This is a genomic window from Maritimibacter fusiformis (genome assembly GCF_008086115.1).
In the GTDB taxonomy this organism is placed as follows: domain Bacteria; phylum Pseudomonadota; class Alphaproteobacteria; order Rhodobacterales; family Rhodobacteraceae; genus Muriiphilus; species Muriiphilus fusiformis.
In genome coordinates this window covers 337368-356587 of sequence record NZ_VSIY01000015.1, presented here as the reverse complement: position 1 = coordinate 356587, position 19220 = coordinate 337368, and the positions used below count along the sequence as shown (strand labels likewise).

At 65.6% G+C, this 19220-nt stretch carries 21 protein-coding genes and 1 tRNA gene; 17 read left to right on the top strand and 5 right to left on the bottom strand.

The window, feature by feature from the left end; all coding sequences use genetic code 11:
- The first annotated feature begins 39 nt into the window (after nucleotides 1-39).
- The 12 genes from FVF75_RS16485 (at nucleotide 40) to FVF75_RS16430 (ending at nucleotide 10567) form a co-directional block, all read left to right on the top strand.
- Nucleotides 40-1386 carry a TldD/PmbA family protein gene (locus tag FVF75_RS16485; protein WP_148379878.1) on the top strand — a complete coding sequence of 449 codons (1347 nt, stop codon included), beginning with the start codon at nucleotides 40-42 and terminating at the stop codon, nucleotides 1384-1386.
- Nucleotides 1373-2152 carry an inositol monophosphatase family protein gene (locus FVF75_RS16480; protein ID WP_148379877.1) on the top strand — a complete coding sequence of 260 codons (780 nt, stop codon included), beginning with the start codon at nucleotides 1373-1375 and terminating at the stop codon, nucleotides 2150-2152. Before FVF75_RS16485 ends, FVF75_RS16480 begins: the two co-directional genes overlap by 14 nt.
- Before the next feature lie 85 nt (nucleotides 2153-2237).
- Nucleotides 2238-3308: a LacI family DNA-binding transcriptional regulator gene (locus FVF75_RS16475; RefSeq protein WP_187393103.1), complete on the top strand. Its 1071-nt coding sequence runs from the start codon at nucleotides 2238-2240 to the stop codon at nucleotides 3306-3308.
- 49 nt (nucleotides 3309-3357) lie between these two features.
- Nucleotides 3358-3434: transfer RNA gene (locus tag FVF75_RS16470), tRNA-Arg, on the top strand.
- Nucleotides 3435-3787: 353 nt separating this feature from the next.
- Complete coding sequence (locus FVF75_RS16465; RefSeq protein ID WP_148379875.1) at nucleotides 3788-3967, top strand: hypothetical protein; 180 nt, start codon at nucleotides 3788-3790, stop codon at nucleotides 3965-3967.
- Between the two features lie 27 nt (nucleotides 3968-3994).
- Entirely contained in the window at nucleotides 3995-4549 is a 555-nt protein-coding gene (locus tag FVF75_RS16460; protein WP_148379874.1) for a cupredoxin domain-containing protein, read from the top strand.
- 16 nt (nucleotides 4550-4565) lie between these two features.
- The gene (locus FVF75_RS16455; RefSeq protein ID WP_148379873.1) at nucleotides 4566-6296 is read left to right on the top strand and encodes a cbb3-type cytochrome c oxidase subunit I; all 1731 of its coding nucleotides are present in this window, start codon (nucleotides 4566-4568) and stop codon (nucleotides 6294-6296) included.
- A 19-nt stretch (nucleotides 6297-6315) separates the two neighbouring features.
- Entirely contained in the window at nucleotides 6316-7197 is an 882-nt protein-coding gene (gene cyoE, locus FVF75_RS16450; protein ID WP_148379872.1) for a heme o synthase, read from the top strand.
- Complete coding sequence (locus tag FVF75_RS16445) at nucleotides 7185-8042, top strand: SCO family protein (protein ID WP_148379871.1); 858 nt, start codon at nucleotides 7185-7187, stop codon at nucleotides 8040-8042. The genes cyoE and FVF75_RS16445 overlap by 13 nt, the downstream gene beginning before the upstream one ends.
- Before the next feature lie 15 nt (nucleotides 8043-8057).
- Nucleotides 8058-9644, top strand: coding sequence for a cytochrome b N-terminal domain-containing protein (locus FVF75_RS16440; RefSeq protein WP_148379870.1), 1587 nt, complete (start codon nucleotides 8058-8060; stop codon nucleotides 9642-9644).
- The gene (locus FVF75_RS16435) at nucleotides 9641-10144 is read left to right on the top strand and encodes a hypothetical protein (RefSeq protein ID WP_148379869.1); all 504 of its coding nucleotides are present in this window, start codon (nucleotides 9641-9643) and stop codon (nucleotides 10142-10144) included. The genes FVF75_RS16440 and FVF75_RS16435 overlap by 4 nt, the downstream gene beginning before the upstream one ends.
- 18 nt (nucleotides 10145-10162) lie before the next feature.
- A complete protein-coding gene (locus FVF75_RS16430; RefSeq protein ID WP_148379868.1) occupies nucleotides 10163-10567 on the top strand; it encodes a bacteriohemerythrin in 405 nt (134 codons plus the stop codon).
- A gap of 220 nt (nucleotides 10568-10787) precedes the next feature.
- Here the strand turns inward: FVF75_RS16430 and FVF75_RS16425 are convergent, their stop codons facing one another.
- Together FVF75_RS16425 and FVF75_RS16420 are read right to left on the bottom strand one after the other, a co-directional pair.
- A complete protein-coding gene (locus tag FVF75_RS16425) occupies nucleotides 10788-11492 on the bottom strand; it encodes a winged helix-turn-helix domain-containing protein (RefSeq protein ID WP_148379867.1) in 705 nt (234 codons plus the stop codon).
- On the bottom strand, nucleotides 11464-11763 hold the full coding sequence (locus tag FVF75_RS16420) for a hypothetical protein (protein WP_148379866.1): 300 nt from the start codon (nucleotides 11761-11763) through the stop codon (nucleotides 11464-11466). Before FVF75_RS16420 ends, FVF75_RS16425 begins: the two co-directional genes overlap by 29 nt.
- Before the next feature lie 185 nt (nucleotides 11764-11948).
- On the opposite strand from FVF75_RS16420, the gene FVF75_RS16415 reads away from it, so the two are divergent.
- From FVF75_RS16415 to FVF75_RS16405, 3 genes are all read left to right on the top strand, one after another.
- Nucleotides 11949-12413 (top strand): hypothetical protein, encoded by a 465-nt coding sequence (locus tag FVF75_RS16415; protein ID WP_148379865.1) that lies wholly within the window; start codon nucleotides 11949-11951, stop codon nucleotides 12411-12413.
- 117 nt (nucleotides 12414-12530) lie between these two features.
- Complete coding sequence (locus FVF75_RS16410) at nucleotides 12531-13160, top strand: ribonuclease HII (RefSeq protein ID WP_148379864.1); 630 nt, start codon at nucleotides 12531-12533, stop codon at nucleotides 13158-13160.
- A gap of 98 nt (nucleotides 13161-13258) precedes the next feature.
- Nucleotides 13259-14356 (top strand): site-specific DNA-methyltransferase, encoded by a 1098-nt coding sequence (locus FVF75_RS16405; RefSeq protein ID WP_148379863.1) that lies wholly within the window; start codon nucleotides 13259-13261, stop codon nucleotides 14354-14356.
- 83 nt (nucleotides 14357-14439) lie between these two features.
- Here FVF75_RS16405 and FVF75_RS16400 read toward each other — a convergent pair whose 3' ends face one another.
- Together FVF75_RS16400 and mutY are read right to left on the bottom strand one after the other, a co-directional pair.
- On the bottom strand, nucleotides 14440-15579 hold the full coding sequence (locus FVF75_RS16400) for an alkane 1-monooxygenase (RefSeq protein ID WP_148379862.1): 1140 nt from the start codon (nucleotides 15577-15579) through the stop codon (nucleotides 14440-14442).
- Nucleotides 15580-15635: 56 nt separating this feature from the next.
- Entirely contained in the window at nucleotides 15636-16694 is a 1059-nt protein-coding gene (mutY, locus tag FVF75_RS16395) for an A/G-specific adenine glycosylase (protein WP_148379861.1), read from the bottom strand.
- A 113-nt stretch (nucleotides 16695-16807) separates the two neighbouring features.
- Between mutY and FVF75_RS16390 the strand changes: the two genes are divergently transcribed.
- Nucleotides 16808-17305: a DUF721 domain-containing protein gene (locus tag FVF75_RS16390; protein WP_148379981.1), complete on the top strand. Its 498-nt coding sequence runs from the start codon at nucleotides 16808-16810 to the stop codon at nucleotides 17303-17305.
- Between the two features lie 11 nt (nucleotides 17306-17316).
- Nucleotides 17317-18279: a DsbA family protein gene (locus FVF75_RS16385; protein ID WP_246138118.1), complete on the top strand. Its 963-nt coding sequence runs from the start codon at nucleotides 17317-17319 to the stop codon at nucleotides 18277-18279.
- On the opposite strand, the gene lpxK is transcribed toward FVF75_RS16385, so the two are convergent.
- On the bottom strand, nucleotides 18280-19218 hold the full coding sequence (gene lpxK / locus FVF75_RS16380) for a tetraacyldisaccharide 4'-kinase (RefSeq protein ID WP_246138117.1): 939 nt from the start codon (nucleotides 19216-19218) through the stop codon (nucleotides 18280-18282).
- Nucleotides 19219-19220 lie beyond the last annotated feature (2 nt).

Here is a 19220-nt window from a genome sequence, read left to right as displayed (position 1 = left end):
CCGGGCGGCTACCTGACAGGGATCAAAACGAGGACCACCATGCCCGAAAACCTGCAATCCCTGACCGACCGCCTGCTGAGCGCCGCCAAGCGGGCCGGGGCCGACACCGCCGATGCGCTGGCGGTTCACGGCACCTCGCTGTCAATCGACGTTCTGAAAGGCAAGCTGGAACATGCCGAGCGGTCCGAGGGGGTCGATATCGGGCTGCGCGTGCTGATCGGCAAGCGTCAGGCGGTCGTGTCGGCCTCCGACACGTCGGAGGAGACCATCGAGACGATGGCCGAACGCGCCGTGGCAATGGCCCGCGAAGCGCCCGAGGACGCCACGGTGGGGCTGGCCGACCCCGATCAGTTCGCCCGCGACTGGGATGTTGAGGCGTTGCAACTGTCCGACCCGTCGCCAGAGCCGGAGCCTTCCGCGCTCGAAGCCGATGCCCAGCTTGCCGAAGCGGCGGCGCTTGCGGTTCCCGGCGTGAGCCAGGTGCAGGGCACATCGGCGGGATACGGTCGGCAGGCGATCCACTTCGCCACCTCGAACGGCTTTTCCGGCGGCTATGGCCGCACCAACCGGGCGCTGTCGCTGGCGGCGATCTCGGGCACGGGGGCCGATATGGAGCGGGATTTCAACGGCGAATCCCGCATCTTTCAGGCCGATCTGCCCGGCGCCGAGGAAATCGGGCGGATCGCCGGCGAACGCGCCGCGGCCCGGGCGGGTGCGCGCAAACCGCCGACCGGGGCATTCCCGGTGGTGTTCGACGAGCGCGTCGCGACCTCGATTATCGGGCATCTGCTGATGGCGGTGAACGGGTCGTCCATCGTGCGCGGCGCGTCGTTCCTGCGCGACAAGCTGGGCGAGGTGATCCTGCCCGAAAACCTGTCGCTGATCGAAGACCCGCACCGGCCGCGCATTTCCGGCTCGCGCCCCTTCGATGGCGAAGGGCTGCCCACCGCGCGCCGGGTGATCATCGAGAATGGGGTGTTGACCGGCTGGACCCTCGACCTGGCGACCGGGCGCAAGCTCGACATGCCATCGACCGCCAGCGCGGCGCGCGGCACCTCGTCGCCGCCGTCGCCGACGGTCTCCAACGTGGCGCTGACCCAGGGGACGAAAAGCCGCGACGACCTGCTGCGCGACATCGGCACCGGCCTGCTGGTCACCTCGCTGATCGGCTCGACCGTGAACCCCAACACCGGCGACTATTCACGCGGCGCGGCGGGGTTCTGGATCGAGAACGGCGAGATCGCCTTTCCGGTCAACGAATGCACCGTAGCCGGCAACCTGATCGACATGTTCCGCACCCTGATCCCGGCCAATGACGCCGAGGCGCACAAGTCCCGCATGGTGCCGTCGCTTCTGGTCGAGGGGCTGACGCTTGCGGGAAGTTGACGACCTGAGCCTGCTGGTCGGCGCCGCGCACGAGGCCGGCGACATCGCGCGCCGCTACTTTCGCCGCGACCCCAAGGTCTGGGACAAACCCGGCAGCGCGGGGCCGGTCAGCGAGGCCGACCTTGAGGTCGACGCGATGCTGCATGACCGGCTGATCGGGGCGCGGCCCGACTATGGCTGGCTGTCGGAGGAAACGCCGGACAGCCAGGCCCGGCTGGGCACCGACCGGCTGTTCATCGTCGACCCGATCGACGGCACCCGCGCCTTCATCGAGGGCGACCCCTCGTGGTCGCATTCGCTGGCGGTGGTGCGGGGCGGCGAAGTCAGCGCAGCGGTGGTCTATATCCCGGTCTCGGGCAAGCTCTATGCGGCGGCCCGCGGACAGGGGGCGACACTGAACGACGCCCCGGTCGCGGTGTCGGGGCAGACCGAGCTGACCGGGGCGGCGGTGCTGGGAACGCGGGCGAATTTCGAGCCGTGGCACTGGGCCGAGGCGGATGTGCCCGAGGTCAGGCGCAAGTTCCGCTCGTCGCTGGCCTACCGGATGAGCCTGGTGGCCGAGGGGCGCTATGACGCCATGCTGTCCCTTCGCGCGACCTGGGAGTGGGACGTGGCCGCGGGCGCGCTGATCGTGACCGAGGCCGGCGGGCGGGTCAGTGACCGGCGTGGCGCGGCGCTCCGGTTCAACAACGCCATGCCGCAGGTCAACGGCGTGGTCGCCGCCGGGCCGGTGTTGCACGAAGAGCTTGGCCGGCGGCTGGTGTGACACATGCGGCGCGGCGCGTATTCCGCTTGGCCCGGGCGGCCGATTGGCGCTAACATCAAGTGATAGCTCGCAAAGGACAGCGCCCGTGACCGATCAGAGCAATTCATCCCCGAAACGCCCGCTGACACTGCGCGATGTGTCCGAGGCGTCCGGCGTGTCGGAAATGACCGTCAGCCGCGTGCTGCGCAACCGTGGCGACGTCAGCGCCGGCACCCGCGCGCGGGTGCTGGAGGCGGCCAAGGAGCTGGGCTATGTGCCCAACAAGATCGCGGGCGCGCTGGCATCGCAGCGGGTGAATCTGGTGGCGGTGATCATCCCGTCGCTGTCGAACATGGTGTTCCCCGAGGTCATGACGGCGATTTCCGAGGTGCTGGACGACACGCCGCTGCAACCGGTGGTGGGCGTGACCAACTACAAGCCCGAGCGCGAGGAAAAGGTGCTCTACGAGATGCTGTCCTGGCGTCCCTCGGGGGTGATCATCGCGGGGCTGGAGCATTCCGATGCGGCCAAGGCGATGATGGCCTCGGCCGGGATTCCGGTGGTCGAGATCATGGACACCGATGGCGATCCGATCGACTCGGTCGTGGGCATTTCACACCGCCGCGCCGGCCGGATGATGGCCGAGACGATCATCAAGGCGGGGTATCGCAAGATCGGGTTTCTCGGCACCAAGATGCCGCTCGACCACCGCGCGCGCAAACGCTTCGAGGGGTTTACCCAGGCGCTGGCCAAGGCCGGGCTGGAGATCGTCGACAAGGAGTTCTACGCCGGCGGCTCGGCGCTGGCCAAGGGTCGCGAGATGACGGCAGCGATGCTGGCGCGGAACCCCGGCCTGGATTTCCTGTATTTTTCCAATGACATGATCGGGGCGGGCGGATTGCTCTATTGTCTCGAGAAAGGCATCGACGTGCCCGGACAGATCGGGCTGGCCGGGTTCAACAACATCGAACTGCTGGACGGGCTGCCGAAACGGCTGGCGACGATGGACGCCTGCCGCGCCGAGATCGGGCGAAAGGCCGCCGGGATCATCGCCGACCGCGCCGCGCAAGGCGACGACGGCGGCTCCGGCGGCAAGCGGATCGAACTCAGCCCGACGATCAACCCCGGCGACACATTGCGACTGCGTCCGTCACAGGGCGCCTACCCGGAAGACTGAGCCGGGAGCGGTGGACAAACGCCGCGCAAGATCGCATTAAGTCGCGCGTGGCCCTGTGGCTCAACTGGATAGAGCAGCCCCCTCCTAAGGGGCAGGTTGCAGGTTCGAATCCTGCCAGGGTCACCATTCCATGAACATCACCGAACCGGCCCGCAGCGCCCGTGTGTCGCGCGCGCAAAGCCGGTCGCGATGGGTTTCGCGCAGCGGGTCGCAGGAAGGTCCGTGTCGCTGCCGCACCTGTCTTTGATCTGGATCATGTCGCCGGTAAAATTTTTGCGTGACGGTCGGCGGAAGCGGCCTGCGTTCTGGGAGACCGGCCATTTCGCCCTTATCTTTTTTCGGGGCGCATCAACCTAGAATTAATCTAGGTATTCGGTTTTCCCACTGCAAGGGTGTGCGACATATTTTATCGACCCGTCTGGTTCCAGTTCCAAGGACTGTTCGGCGGGCCTACACCTGTCTCATGGAAGGGGAAAAGAATGGCAGACAAAGACAAGACCGAGCAGGAATCACCGCCGGAATCGACTGAGCCGATCCCGGCAATGCAGCAGATTCTGGACAACCCGTTCCTGCTGCTGTTCCTCGGCGTCACCATCCCGACGGTTCTCTATATTATCTGGGGTGTCATGGAAGTTGCCTCCATCCCGGTCGCCAGCTGATAACAACCAAGCCCGAAAGGTCGCACCATGGCCCTCAATCCTCCGAGTAACCGCCTTTGGTGGAAGGAACCGATCCACGGCATCGAACTCGCCTGGATCATCATTGCCTTCCTCTGGGGGCTTTTCATGTTTTTTTTCATGATCGCCTGGCATTTCATCGGCGATCAGAACCTCTCGACCGAGACATACCGGCTCCAGCCCGAAGCTTTCGTTGAGAAAGTCGAGGCATTTGCCGAAGAATACCAGCTCATGGACGAGAACGGCGAGCCCGTCGAGATCGACGGCGTGCCGGTGATCAGCCCGCCCGCCGGTGGCGACGTCTACATGCTCGGACGCCTGTGGGAATGGTGGCCGATCCTGGAACTGAAGAAGGACCAGTCCTACCGGTTCCACCTGTCGTCGGCAGACTGGCAGCACGGCTTCTCGCTCCAGCCCGTCAACATCAACCTTTCGGTGCACCCGGGCCTCGAGCACGTTCTGACGCTGACCCCGACCGAGACCGGGGACTACGGCATTGTCTGCAACGAATACTGCGGGATCGGCCATCACAACATGAGCGGCCTGATCCGCGTCATCGAATGATCGGGAGAACAGGGATATGACAACAATTGACCACGGGGCAATTTCAGCACCCGTCGCGGCAGTGCAATACCGCACCTGTCCTTTCACCGGCCGCCGGATCGAGCGCAGCGCGGAGCTTCTGATCCGCGTCAACGCCGTCGCGGCTGTTCTTTTCCTTGCACTCGGCGGGCTGTTCGGCCTGCTGGTCGCGCTGACGCGCTGGCCGGCGGTGCAGCTTCTGCCGGCGGACTGGTTCTACCTGGTCCTGACCGGGCACGGCGCCAACGTGCTGCTGTTCTGGATCATCTTCTTCGAGATCGCGGTGCTCTACTTCGCTTCGGCGGTGGTGCTCGGCTCACGCCTCGCGGCGCCGAAATGGGCCTGGCTGGGCTTCGTGCTGATGGTCGTCGGTGCGGTGATGGCGAACTATGCCGTGCTGCATGGCGACTCGACGGTGATGTTCACCTCGTATCCACCGATGATGGCGGAACACTGGTTCTACCTGTCGCTGATCGTCTTCGCGGTCGGGGCGTTGATCGGTGTGTTCGTGTTCTTCGGCACGCTGGTCGTGGCCAAGAACGAGAACACCTACAACGGGTCGGTGCCACTGGTCACCTTCGGCGCCATCACCGCGGCGATCATCGCGGTCTTCACGCTGGCGGCAGGGGCGATCATCCTGATCCCGACCTGGCTGTGGTCGCTCGGGTTCATCTCGGGCATCGACACGCTGATGTACAAGCTCGTCTGGTGGGGCATGGGGCACTCGTCGCAGCAGATCAACGTCTCTGCGCACGTGTCGATCTGGTATGCGATCGCCGCGATGGTGGTGGGCGCCAAGCCGCTGTCCGAAAAGGTCAGCCGCTTCGCCTTCCTGATGTACATCCTGTTCCTGCAACTCGCCTCGGCACACCACCTGCTGGCCGAGCCGGGACTGAGCTCGACCTGGAAGATCGTGAACACGTCCTACATGATGTATCTCGCGGTCATGGGGTCGATGATCCACGGCCTGACCGTTCCGGGTGCGATCGAGGCGGCACAGCGCCGCAACGGCTATACCCGTGGCATGTTCGAATGGCTGACCAAGGCACCATGGGGCAACCCGGCGTTCTCGGGTATGTTCATGAGCCTTGTCATGTTCGGTTTCCTCGGCGGTATCACCGGCGTGATCCTGGGCACGGAACAGCTCAACGTCCTGATGCACAACACGATCTACGTTCCGGGCCACTTCCACGGCACCGTGGTTGCGGGCACGACGCTGGCGTTCATGGCGATGACCTTCCTGGTCGTGCCGCTGATCTTCCAGCGTGACATCGTGTTGCCGACCTTGGCCAAGTGGCAGCCCTACCTGTTCGGTCTGGGTGCCGGTGGCATCTCGCTGTTCATGATGGGTGCCGGCACGCTCGGGGTTCCGCGGCGTCACTGGGACCTGGCTATGACCGACGCCGGCATTCCCTACGAGTTCGCGCCCGGTGCCTACCTGATGATGGGGCTGAACGGCATGTCCGCGATCCTCGCGGCGACCGGTGGGCTGTTGTTCATCGTGCTGGTTGTGGCCTCGATCTTCTGGGGTCCGAAACTGGACAAGCCGGGCGCCAAGCTGCGCTTCCCGCTGCACGATGACGGCGCCAAGGCGGTGTCGGAATACGGCAGCGAAGGCACCTTCAAACTGCCGGGTACGATCATGCTGGTGACGATCTTCTTCGTCTCCTTCGTGCTCTACTACTTCATCAACTGGAAGTATCTCTCGGACCTGTGGCTGTTCAATTGACGAAGAACGGAGTGCCGCGATGCTCGCTGCTCTGAACATGACCGTGTCGATCCTGAAACTCAGGATCGGCACATTCATCGCGCTGGCCGCGCTGGTCGGAATCCTGACCAGCCAGGGCACGCTGGGTGTGGTCGAGTCGCTGGTCTTCACCCTGGCCGTTCTCGGCGCTTCGGGCGCGGCCGGGGGTTTCAACCAATACTACGAACGCGATAGCGATCGGCTGATGGCGCGCACGCGCAATCGGCCGTTCGCCAACGGAACGCTCAAGGAGGGCGCGGTCTGGCCGATCTCTCTGGCCGCGCTTCTGACCGGGTCGCTTCTGATGGCCTGGTCGGTGGGCGGCACGCTGGCCACCTTCCTGGTGTTCCTTGGGGCCGTGACCTATGGCGGCATCTATACCGTCTGGCTGAAGCGCCGCACGGTCTGGAATATCGTGATCGGCGGCGCGGCGGGCAGTTTTGCCGTGCTGGCGGGCGCAGCCGCGGCGGCCCCGCAATTCGGCCCGGTGATCGGGCCTGTGCCGGTTATCCTGGCACTGGTGATGTTTCTCTGGACCCCGCCGCATTTCTGGAGCCTCGCCGTCGTGCGCGGCGAAGACTATGCGCGCGCTGGCGTCCCTATGCTTCCGGCAGTTGCCGGCCCCGATGTCTGGGGCCCGGCGATCTTCAGCCATGTCGTGACCCTTTTCATTCTCTCGCTCGCGCCGCTCATGTTCGGCATGGGCTGGGTCTATGGTCTGTTTGCCCTTGTCGGAGGCGTTCCGTTCCTGCAAACATCCTGGAACCTGATGCGCAAACCGTCCCGGGATGCGGCGAAACGCACGTTCCGCGCGTCACTCGCCCAGTTCGCCCTGCTGTCGGCGGGGGTCGTGCTGGATGAGGCTGTTCGATGGGTATTCTGACACGCACGATCTCGATCCTCTGGGTGGCGGCGCTTGGATCGCAGGCGCACGCCCAGACCGTGCCGGCCCAGGTCGCGCTGGACGCCGAACAGGTCTATGAAATCAGCCAGGATGCGATTGGCGGCCAGGTCGGCGACTATATCCTGCGCGATCAGAACGGCGATCCACTGGCCCTGACCGAGTTGCGCGGGCGCCCGCTGGTGGTGTCGCTGATCTATACAAGCTGCGCCTCGATCTGCCCGGTGATGACCGATCACCTGGCCGACGCCGTTACGGAAGCCCGCAAGGTGCTTGGCCCGAACAGCTTTGCGGTGCTCACCTTCGGTTTCGATGCCAGCGGCGACAAGCCGGCGCGGCTTCGTGCCTTTTCCAACCTTCACGGTCTGGACGGACTGGGCGAGTGGTATGTCGCCAGCGCCGAGGCGGAGACGACCGAAGCGTTCCTTGCCGACCTGGGGTTCAGCTGGCGCGAGGCGGCTGGCAGCTTCGATCACCCCAGCCAGACCACGATTCTCGACGCCGAGGGCAAGGTCTATCGCCAGCTCTATGGCGAGGAATTCCCACTCCCGGTCTTCATGGTGCCGCTCAAGGAGTTGGTCCTCGGCCGCACCACGAATTCGGTTGCGCCCGCCGACCTGTGGAATAGGCTCACGTTCCTATGCACGGTCTACAATCCACTGACCCGGGCCTACAGGTTTGACTATGGCATCTTTTTCGGCATCTTTTTCGGGGCGCTTTCGCTTATCGCGACCGGAGCGGTCATCTTCCGGCTCTGGCTCGAACGGCGGCGTGCGCGCCGCAAGGCTCCATCGGGCCATCCATCCGGCGTTGCCGAGCGCGGCTGAAGAGAAGGCCCAGCCATGAGTATTCGTTCAGCGTTCAAGCGCGGTTTCGACCGCTTGGAGCGTCCGCTCGACGCCGCGTTCGGGCCGGACTGGAACCCGCTTGCCAACCTCGGCCCGCTCGGCTGGTTCATGTTCTGGATCGTGACCGCCACCGGCATCTACCTGTTCATCTTTTTCGACACCGGGGTGGTCAATGCCTATGAATCGGTGGAATGGCTGACCAACGATCACTGGTATCACGCCGGGGTGACACGGACGTTTCACCGCTATGCCTCGGACCTTCTGGTCGTCGTGATGCTGATCCACCTGGTGCGCGAATGGGCATTTGACCGCTATCGCGGCAAACGGTGGTTTTCCTGGGTCACCGGCGTGCCGGTCATCTGGTTCGTCTACATGTCGGGCATCACCGGCTATTGGCTGGTCTGGGACAAACTGGCGCAATATGTCGCCCTGACCACGACGGAGTTGCTGGACGCGCTGCCGTTCTTTGCCGAGCCGATCGCGCGAAACTTCCTTACGCCCGAATCGCTGTCGAGCCGGTTCTTCACGCTTATGGTGTTCCTGCACGTTGCGATCCCGCTGCTTTTGCTCCTGCTGATGTGGATTCACATCCAGCGCATCGCCGCGGCCCGCACCAACCCGCCGCGCGGGCTGGCCATGCTGACGGTCGGCGCTCTGCTGATTGTGTCGTTGGTGATCCCGGCGGTCTCGCAGGAACCCGCCGACCTCGCCACCGTTCCGGCCGAAGTCGGGATCGACTGGTTCATCCTCGGGCTTTACCCGGTGATCGACATGGTGCCGCCCTCGGTGATCTGGACCGGCGCAATGCTGATTACCCTGCTTCTGATCGGCCTGCCCTGGCTTCCGCCCCGCCGCGAGGCCGAGGCGGCCGAGGTCTTTCTCGATTTCTGCAACGGCTGTTCGCGCTGCGTCGAGGATTGCCCCTATTCCGCCATCACCCTGGTCCCGCGCAGCGACGGCGCCGCGTTCCCGCATGAAGTGGTCGTCGACCCGGCCCGCTGCGTGGCCTGCGGCATCTGCATGGGCGCCTGCCCGTCGTCGTCGCCGTTCCGCCGTTCGGGCCCGCTGATCACCGGCATCGACCTGCCCGGCCGCTCGCTGGAACAGGTGCGCGCCGAGGTCATCGCGGCTGCCGCCGATCTGACCGGACCGGGCCGGATCATGACCATCGCCTGCGAACATGGCGCCGCCGGCACGCCCGAGAAAGGCCGCGTCGTCCTGCCCTGCGTCGCCATGGCGCCGCCGTCGCTGTTCGACTTCATCCTCAGCCGCGACCTGGCCGATGGCGTCTGCATCGCCGGCTGTGCCGAGCGCGATTGCCAGAACCGCAAGGGCACCGAATGGACCAAGGCGCGGATCGCGCGCGAGCGTGACCCGATGTTGCGCCAGCGCGTCCCGCGTGAACGTCTGCTGACGATCTGGAAAGGGCCGAGCGAGAGCGGCAAGATCGCCGGTGAGGTCGCGGAATTCTCGAAAAGCGTCGCGGCGCTGGGGCCGGTCGACAATGCCCGCCCGCTGAACCCCGACGATCTCGAGGCGGTTGGCCCGTCGGCAAAGAAAACCGAGGACGGCGAATCATGACCGGGCGTCTGCATCATCTGGTTATCGGCGGTCTGATCTCGACGGCCCTGTTCTTCGGCGTCGCCTGGCTGTCCTACGCGCCGTCGTGGCGCAGCGTTCCCGAGGGGATGGCCCTGGTGCGCCTGAGCTTCACCCACAGCGGCGACCGCAGCGCAACCTGCCGCGACCGGACGCCCGAAGAACTGGCGAAACTGCCGCCCAACATGCGCGCGACCCAGATTTGCGACCGCAGGCGGCCGCCGATCTACGTCGAGCTTCTGGTCGACGGTGATCTCGTCTATGCCGAGGAACGCGCGCCCTCCGGGTTGGCCGGCAGCGGACCGTCCCGGCTGTACGAACGTGTGCTTCTGCCCGCGGGCACGCATACCCTGCTGGTGCGGATGCGCGACAACCCGGCATCCGAAGGGTTCGACTTCCAAGCGGAGCGGCGGGTCGAGCTTGCGCCCGAGCAGAGCTTCGTTATTGATTTCCGCAAGGAAGAAGGATTCGTCTTTCAGTGACCAACGGAGGCAACGACGATGGCACCTATTGAATGGAAACCGGAATTTTCCGTTGGGAATCCGGCGATTGACCACGAACATCAGGAGCTGATCGACCTGGTCAACCAGACGGCCGCGTCGATCCTCGACCGGCGCCCGGATGCCGATGTCCAACGCGACTTCGGCGACCTCCTGCGCGCGATCTCGTCGCATTTCGCGCTCGAGGAACAGCAGATGAAGGCGCACCGCTACGACCAGCGCGACGAGCACAAGCACGACCACGAGCGGCTTCTGGACGAGTTGCGCGACATCATGGACGGCAATCTTGATGCGCCGGACGAGGCCGCGGACCGGTTGGCCAAGACGCTGGAAGCCTGGTTCTCCAACCATTTCAAGACCCATGATTCCCGTCTGCACGACCGCCTGGGGCCGCACGAGCACTAGGACGGCAGGGTCGACAGCTTCCTTTTCCCGGGCTTTCAATCCGGGGAATCCCTGGGGCGACGCCCAGCCTTGCCTCCCGGGAGCGGTTTGAAGGAGCGATTCCCGAAGTCAGAGCCGCTACATATCTTGCCGAAGCGAATCAGGATCGGGCGGGTCGCCATTCCGCAACGCCAACGCACGACCCGCAGTGTCCCCGCTTCGCGCCGGATGAGCCGGTAGCTCAGATCATCCGAATCACGTCCTTGTCGATCGACAGCATGTAGCCGCGCCGGGCGATGGTGCGCACCAGAAGCTCCGACATCATCTGGTTGCCCAGCGCGTCACGAAGCCGCTTGATCCGGGTCGCCCCGGCTGCCTCGTCGCATTCGGAGGCATCGCGGCCGGAGATCACCGCCTCGATCTCGGCCCCGGTCAGCACGTCCTCATCCATCCGGGCCTCGGCCAGCACCGCAAGGGTTTCGATGGCCGCTTCGGTCAGGGTGAATTCCATGTTGTTGAGATACACCGCCCGATCCGCCCGGCTGATGATCAGGGAATTGACCTGGATGCCGGCGCGCTCGATCTCGGACATCCGGCGGCTCAGCGTGATGATGGTGATCAGAAACACCAGTGCGGCGACCAGAAGGCCGGTGGCGAACACCATCAGCACGAAGATCACCACCCGGTAGCTGCTGAGCGTGTCGGAAAAGGCGGTGCCCGACTGGGCGAGAATTTCCAGAAGCTTGATCTCGGCCCCCGAGGTCAGATCGTCGTTCTCGACGAACAGTTGCTCCACCCGGGCGTTGAAGGCGTTGGCATCCGGCAGGTTCATGAACAGAAGAACCGCCGCGACCCCGAGGATCGCGACGATCGCGGCGATGCCAAGAATGACGACGCGGTTGCCTGTCAGGCGCGTGTCAGTAGCGAAGGAAGAACTCTCCCGCACTCGTTTTCCTCTTCTCCGTCAACCCGTCGGCGCCAAACAGCGACACCACATTCAACAGCGTCCAGCCGTCTGGCGCAATCCGCTGGGCGATCACGGGCCGGGCCGCGTCCACCGACGCGCAGGCGCTGTCGGGCAGTTGGACAACACCATAATGCAGCTTCAGCGGGTTGTCGCGCTTGGCCTTGTAGTCGGCATAGCAATCCGCCGCCACCGGGTTGGAAGCGAGCGTGAGGGCGGCGCCAAGCGCCAGGGAGATGAGTGCGTTTTTCATGCTTTGGAATCTGCGCCGGGCGGCACTGCTATTCAATATCAAAGCCCCGAAAGCACGCTGATATCCCATAACCGCCGGCCGATATTGTCTAGCCGTGCTGTCCCGGCCCACCCTTGTCTCATCGCTTTCGCGGCGTCCGCTCACCCGGTCCCGCCTACCGAATTGAGATGATGAAAGGACACGCAATGAAACTCGGATTTGCCAAGACATTCACCCGCACCGCCCTGGCCTCGATGCTGGCGGCCTCGCTGGCGCTGACGCCGATGACCGCACAACCGGCCCGCGCCGACGACAGGGCCAACGCGATCGCGGCGGTTACCATCTTTACCCTGCTCCTGGGCGGCATGGCCGCTGCGGCCAGCCGGGATCGTGACCGTGATCGTGACCACGGCGACTGGGGCGGCCACCACGGCAACCGCGCCAAGGTTCTGCCCTCGCAATGCGCGATGGTCGTGCTCAAGGGTCAGAACCGCGCGCGGTATTACCGCGCCGGATGCCTGCGCAACAATTTCGCCGGCTGGCGGCAATTGCCCGAGCGCTGCTTTGAGCGGCTGGACGTGCGCAATGGCCGTGACATCCGCGCCTACAAGGGCCGCTGCCTGGCCCGGTTCGGCTACCGCGACGAACGGCGCGCTGATCTCTGGGACTGATCCCGACAGGTTGTCCCCGGATGCGCGTCCCGTCCCCGACGCGCATCGAAGGCGGGCGGGCCATCGGCCCCCCGCTTTTTCGCTTGCCTCGGGCCGCACCCTGCGCAAGTCAGGCACATGGCCAGACCCGTGCCCGATTTCAGCCATGAGGCCGACCTGATCGCCGCCGGCGCACGCTGCGTTGCCGGGGTCGACGAGGTCGGGCGCGGGCCGCTGGCCGGGCCGGTCACGGCAGCCGCCGTGGTGCTCGACCCCGACCGCATCCCGGCGGGGCTGAACGATTCCAAGGCACTGACCGCGAAACGCCGCGAGGCGCTGTTCGCCGAGATCATGGCCGTGGCGCAGGTGTCCGTCGCCCATGCCAGCGTTGACGAGATCGACCGGCTGAACATCCTCTATGCCAGCCATCTGGCGATGGAGCGCGCGGTCGCGGGGCTGGCCCCGTCCCCCGACCGGCTGTTGATCGACGGCAATCTCGTTCCCGCCGGGCTGACGGTCGAGGCCCGCGCCGTCGTCAAGGGCGATGCCCGGTGCCTGTCGATCGCCGCCGCCTCGATCATCGCGAAAGTGACCCGCGACCGGATCATGGTGGGATTGGCGCAACAGCATCCCGGCTATGGCTGGGAGACAAACGCCGGATATCCATCAAAACGCCACATTTCGGCGCTGCAAGATATTGGGGTCACCCCCCATCATAGGCGTTCGTTCCGGCCCGTGCACAATATCTTGTATCAAGACAAATCGTAAGTGCCTGATTCAAAAAAGAAATTGACGCCGAATCACCGATGACTCATCTTTGTCTGCAAAGAACGAGCGCTGAAAGCGCCGGGACAGAGGCAGACAGAATGACGAAGAAATCCGCGTCGGATGCGGCTGAGTTGCCGCTCAATCGGATCATTGATGGCGATTGCATCGAGGTGATGAACGGGCTTCCCGAAGCGTCGGTCGACCTGGTGTTCGCAGACCCCCCCTACAACCTGCAACTGCGCGGCGATCTGCACCGGCCCGACAATTCCAAGGTCGATGCGGTGGACGATCACTGGGACCAGTTCGCCTCCTTCAAGGTCTATGACGACTTCACCCGCGCCTGGCTGGCCGCCGCGCGGCGCATCCTCAAGCCCAACGGCGCGATCTGGGTAATCGGGTCGTATCACAACGTGTTTCGCATGGGCGCGGAGTTGCAGAACCAGGGCTTCTGGATTCTCAACGACGTGGTCTGGCGCAAATCGAACCCGATGCCGAATTTTCGCGGCAAGCGCCTGACAAACGCGCATGAAACGCTGATCTGGGCGTCGCGGTCGGAAGAGGCGAAATATACCTTCAACTACGAGGCGCTCAAGGCGCTGAACGAAGGCATCCAGATGCGGTCCGACTGGGTCTTGCCGATCTGCACCGGGCATGAGCGGCTGAAGGACGAAAACGGCGACAAGGCGCATCCGACGCAAAAGCCCGAAAGCCTGCTGCACCGCGTGATCCTCGGCACCACCAACCCCGGCGAGGTCGTTCTCGACCCGTTCTTCGGCACCGGCACCACCGGCGCCGTGGCCAAGATGCTGGGCCGCGACTTCATCGGCATCGAACGCGAGGCGGCTTATCGCGAGGTGGCGGAAAAGCGGCTGGCGAAGGTGCGCAAGTTCGACAAGGAGGCGCTGATCGTCTCGACCTCGAAACGGGCCGAACCGCGTGTGCCCTTCGGCCAACTGGTCGAACGCGGCATGTTGCGCCCCGGCGAAATGCTGGTCAGCCCGCGCGGAAAACGCGCCAAGGTGCGCGCCGATGGCACCCTGATCGCGGATGACGTGAAGGGCTCGATCCACCAGGTCGGCGCGGCACTGGAAAGCGCGCCCTCGTGCAACGGCTGGACCTACTGGCACTTCAAGCGCGAAGGCAAGACCATCCCCATCGACATTCTCAGACAGCAGATCCGCTCGGAACTGGGCTGATCGCAACGGCGTACCGCCTGTGCCGGAGGCCCATGCCCCGGCACACCAACTGACCCCGCCCTCGTGGCGGGGTTTTTTTCGCCTCAGCGCACCAGCGGCACCGGGTGTTCGCCGCGCTTGTATGGCCCCCAGTCGGTGATCTCCGGGTAGTGCAACTTGCGCCACTGGCGGACCTTCGGGTTCATCACCCGCCGCCAGACCGGCGGCACCATCGCCGCCAGCCCCATCAGCGGATAGCCCAGCGGCAGTTGCGGCGCCTCGTTGTCGGGATAGGTCTGGAGCAGCGGATAGCGGCGCGACGGCTTGTAGTGGTGGTCGGAATGGCGTTGCAGGTTGATGAATTGCCAGTTGGTCGCCTTGTGATCGGCGTTCCAGCTATGGTGCGGGCGCACCGGCTCATAGCGGCCATCGCCAAGGTATTTGCGCGTCAGCCCGTAGTGCTCGACGTAATTGGTCAGTTCAAGCTGCCAGATCGCCACGATGGCCTGCACCAGGAACAGTCCCAGCCCCTCCCAGCCGCCAAGCAGCAGCGCGGCGACCAGCGCCAGCGCCTGCATCGCCCAATAGCGCCAGAACGGGTTGGCCCCGTCCAGCACCGACAGACCCCGGCGCGCCAGCATCGCCTTTTCGGCATTCCAGGCCGAGCGCGGCGCCTGCACCAGCACGCGCAGGAAATAGCGGTGGAACCCCTCGTTATACCGTGCCGTGACCGCATCGCGGCGGGTGCCGACCCAGGGGTGATGCACCAGCAGATGTTCGGTGCGGAAATGGCTGTAGAGCACGGTGGCCAGCATCATGTCGGCCAGCCGACGCTCGAACCGGTCGGGCTGGTGCATCAGTTCATGGGCATAGACGATGCCGACCGAGCCCGACAGGATGCCGACGCCGACGAAGACCCCCAGCTTTTCCCAGCCGGCCAGGTGCGTGCTCTGGGTGACATAGACGATGGTGCCGTAGATCATCACCAACTGGATCGGCAGCCAGATCCAGGTGACGAGCTTGTACCAGAACAGGCTGGCCGACGGCGTTTCGGGGTCGGGATTGTCGGTATTGCGGCCCAACAGCGCATCCAGCCCGGAATAAAGCCACCACGCCCCCGCCGGCGGCAACAATAGCGCCCAGCCGCCATAATGCGCGGCCAGCGCCACCAGCGGCAATAACGCAAGCGACGCCCAGAACGGCAGCGCGTGGCTGAACCGGGCCACCATCGGTGCTGGAACCATTGTCACGGCCTCTCCTTCATCCCCAAGGCGGAGTGTAGGGGGTGGGCCGGGTGCGCTCAACCGCTGGCGTCCGCGTCCAGCGCGGCCTTGGCCAGATCATGGGCCTTGCGCATCACCGTGGGCAGGTCGCCGGGGTGCAGCGTGACGAACTCGCCGGTTTTCGGCTGGATGTCTTGCGGCAGGGTCGCGATTCGCAGACCGAGGCGCAGGTGGAAATGCGTGAAGGTATGACGCACCTCGACGCCGGGATCGCGCCAGTCTGCATTCACGGGGGGCACCTCTTGTGGCATCTCGCCCCAATCGCCACCGGGCCAGCCCAGCATCCCGCCCAGAAGGCCGCGTTCAGGCCGTCGCTCGACCAGCCAGGCACCGTCCTCGCGCCGCCCCAGGTAGGCGATGCCGTGACGCACCGGCTTGGGCTTTTTCGGCGCGCGCGCGGGCAGGTCGGACTGAACCCCGGCGGCAAGGGCGGCACAGGAACCGCGCCAGGGGCAAAGGCCGCAGGCAGGCGATTTCGGCGTGCAGATCGTCGCCCCCAGATCCATCACCGCCTGGGCATGATCGCCGGGGCGCGCGCGCGGGGTCAACGCTTCGGCGCGGGACCGTATCTCGGGCTTGGCGGCGGGCAGCGGCGTTTCGATGCGAAATAGCCGCGCCATCACCCGCTCGACATTGCCGTCGACCACGCATTCCGGCCGGTCGAAGGCGATCGCGGCAATTGCGGCGGCGGTATAGGGGCCGATCCCCGGCAGCGCGCGCAATCCATCGAGCGTGTCGGGAAACACCCCGCCCAGATCGTCCGCCACCACCCGCGCGCATTTCAGAAGGTTGCGCGCCCGCGCGTAATAACCCAGGCCCGCCCATTCCCCCATCACCGCGCCATCCTCGGCCCGGGCCAGCGCCGTGACATCGGGCCAGCGCGCCAGGAACCGGTGGAAATAGCCCTTTACCGCCGCCACCGTCGTCTGTTGCAGCATGATCTCGGACAGCCAGACCGCATAGGGGTCCGGCATGACGCCCCGGCGGCGGGCATCGGGCGGCACCCGCCAGGGCAGGTCGCGGGCGTGGCGGTCGTACCAGTCCAGCAAATTGGCGCTCAACCGCCCGTCACGCATGATTTATTCCGCTCTCGTCAAATGCTGTGGCACCAACCGGCCCGGCCCCGTAGTATCGCGGCTGAACGAGAGGAGCGCCAGTGGCGAGAACCGACGAGACCGAAAGCCGCCGGATGCGCGGGTTCGAGCGCACCTCGAGCCTGTTGCAGCCGCGCATCCGCAAGGTCGGCGAAAGCCGGGGCTTTGCCGTGTCGCGCCTTCTGACCCATTGGGAAGAAATCGTCGGCCCCGACACCGCCCGCATCGCACGCCCGGTCGAGGTAAGCTATGGCCGAAGCGGTGCATTTGGCGCAACGCTGGTGCTGCTGACCACCGGCGCCAATGCCCCGATGCTCGAAATGCAAAAGGAGGGACTGCGCGAAAAGGTGAACGCCACCTACGGCTATGCCGCGATCTCGCGCATCCGCATCACCCAGACCGCGCCGACCGGTTTTTCCGACGGCCAGGTCGCCTTTGACCCGGCGCCGAAACCGCGTGACACCACGCCCGATCCGCAGATCGTGGCCGAAGCGCGCAGGACCGCCGCCGGCGTGCAGAACCAGGAACTCCGCGAAGCGCTTGAAGCTCTCGCCACAAACGTTCTATCCCGTCGGCAACGTCCGGCAGACTGAAAGGTGCCTTCATGACCCGAGTAATCTCCATCATCGTTGCCGTGCTCGCGATCGCACTGGGCGGATACTATTTCCTGACCCAGTCCCGCGACGATACGCCGGACCCGACGCCCGCCGCCGAACAACCGGCCACCGATACCCCTGCCGCCGACGATGCGCCCGCGGCGGAAGAGGAAGCGATGGCCGATGAACCGGTCGCGGACGACCCCGCCGCCGGCGAAGAAACGGCGCCGGAAGATGACACTGCGGCCGCGGATACGCCCGCCGACAACGGCACGCCCGCAGATGACACCGCGGACGCCCCCGAAGGCGAAGACGTCGCGACCGCAGACACCCCGGCGGCAACCGAAGACGCGCCCTCCGACGATGCGGCCGTGGCCGCAGAGGACACGCCCGACGCGGATGCGCCCGATGCGGTCGATACCGATCCGGTTTTCGACGCCGACGCGCTGGCCGCCGACATCGTGCAGGGCGAAGCCGATGCGCCGATCACGGTGATCGAATACGGCTCGTTCACCTGCCCGCACTGCGCGGACTTCTACGAAAACGTGCATGGCAAGCTGAAGGCCAACTATATCGACACCGGCAAGGTCCGATTCATTCACCGCGAGGTCTATTTCGACCGCTTCGGCCTCTGGGCCGGCATGGTCGCGCGCTGCGGCGGTCCGCAGCGCTATTACGGTATCGTCGAGATGATCTACGACACCCAGCGCGAGTGGATCGGCAGCGGCGAGAATGCCGAGGTGATCGACAACCTCAAGAAGCTGGGACGCACTGCCGGTCTGGGCAACGACCAGATTGACGACTGCCTCAAGAGCGAACCGCTGGCCGAAGCGTTGGTGGCGGCGTATCAGACCAATGCCGAGGCCGACGAGGTCACCGGAACGCCGTCCTTCGTCATCAACGGCGAGAAGCACCCGAACATGAGCTATGCCTCGTTCACCGAGATCCTCGACGGTCTTCTGGCCGAATGATCACGGCAGGCGCTCGTCCAGCGTGCGCCAGTCCTCAAGTTCAAGACGCACCGGCAGGCTGACAACCGCCTGCCGGTGTTGTCGCGGCAACCGCACCGCGTCTTTCTCGGTCGTCACCAGTTGCGCGCCGCGCGCCTTGGCCTCGGCGAGCAGCCGGGTCAGCAAGGTCGGCGTCAGCTCCTGATGATCGCTCAGCGCCTGCGTGCGCACGAGGTTGGCGCCAAGCCCGTGCAAGGTCGCGAAAAACCGCTCCGGCGCGCCGATCCCGGCAAAGGCGACCACGTCCAGCCCTTCCCACTTCATCCCGGTGGGCAGCGGCGCCAGCCGGGCGCGGGCAACCGGGCAGGACAGGGCCCTGCCCCAGCGGTCGGAAAACGCGTCCTGCGACTTGGCCGGGCCGATCGCGATCACCAGGTCAACGCCGCGCAGCCCGCGCCCGAGGGGGCGTTTCAACGGCCCCAGCGGCCAGGCGATACCATTGCCGAAACCGCGCACCGCATCCTCGGCCAGCACGGTGAGATCGGCGGCAACCACGGCGTCGGGATAGCCGCCGTCGAGCACCACCACCTCGGCCCCCTCGGCCACCGCCGCGCGCGCGCCCTCGGCCAGATCACGCGCCACCCAGGTCGGCGCGAAGGCGGCGATCAGAAGCGGCTCATCCCCCACGTCCCCGGCATCATGGCCGCGCTCATCGACGCGAAACGGCATGCCCTCGCCCACCGTCACCACATGCACGGCGCGGCCCTTGGCCGCCAGACGTTGGGCAATGGCGATCACCGTCGGGGTCTTGCCGGTGCCGCCCAGCGACAGGCTGCCCACCGCCACGACCGGCACGGGCAGGCGCGCAGGGGTAACGCGCCGGCGCGGGCGGCCCGGGGCAAATGGCGCGAGCAGTCCGAGAAGCGCGCCCGGCGGGCGATACCAGAACCGGGGGGCCACGG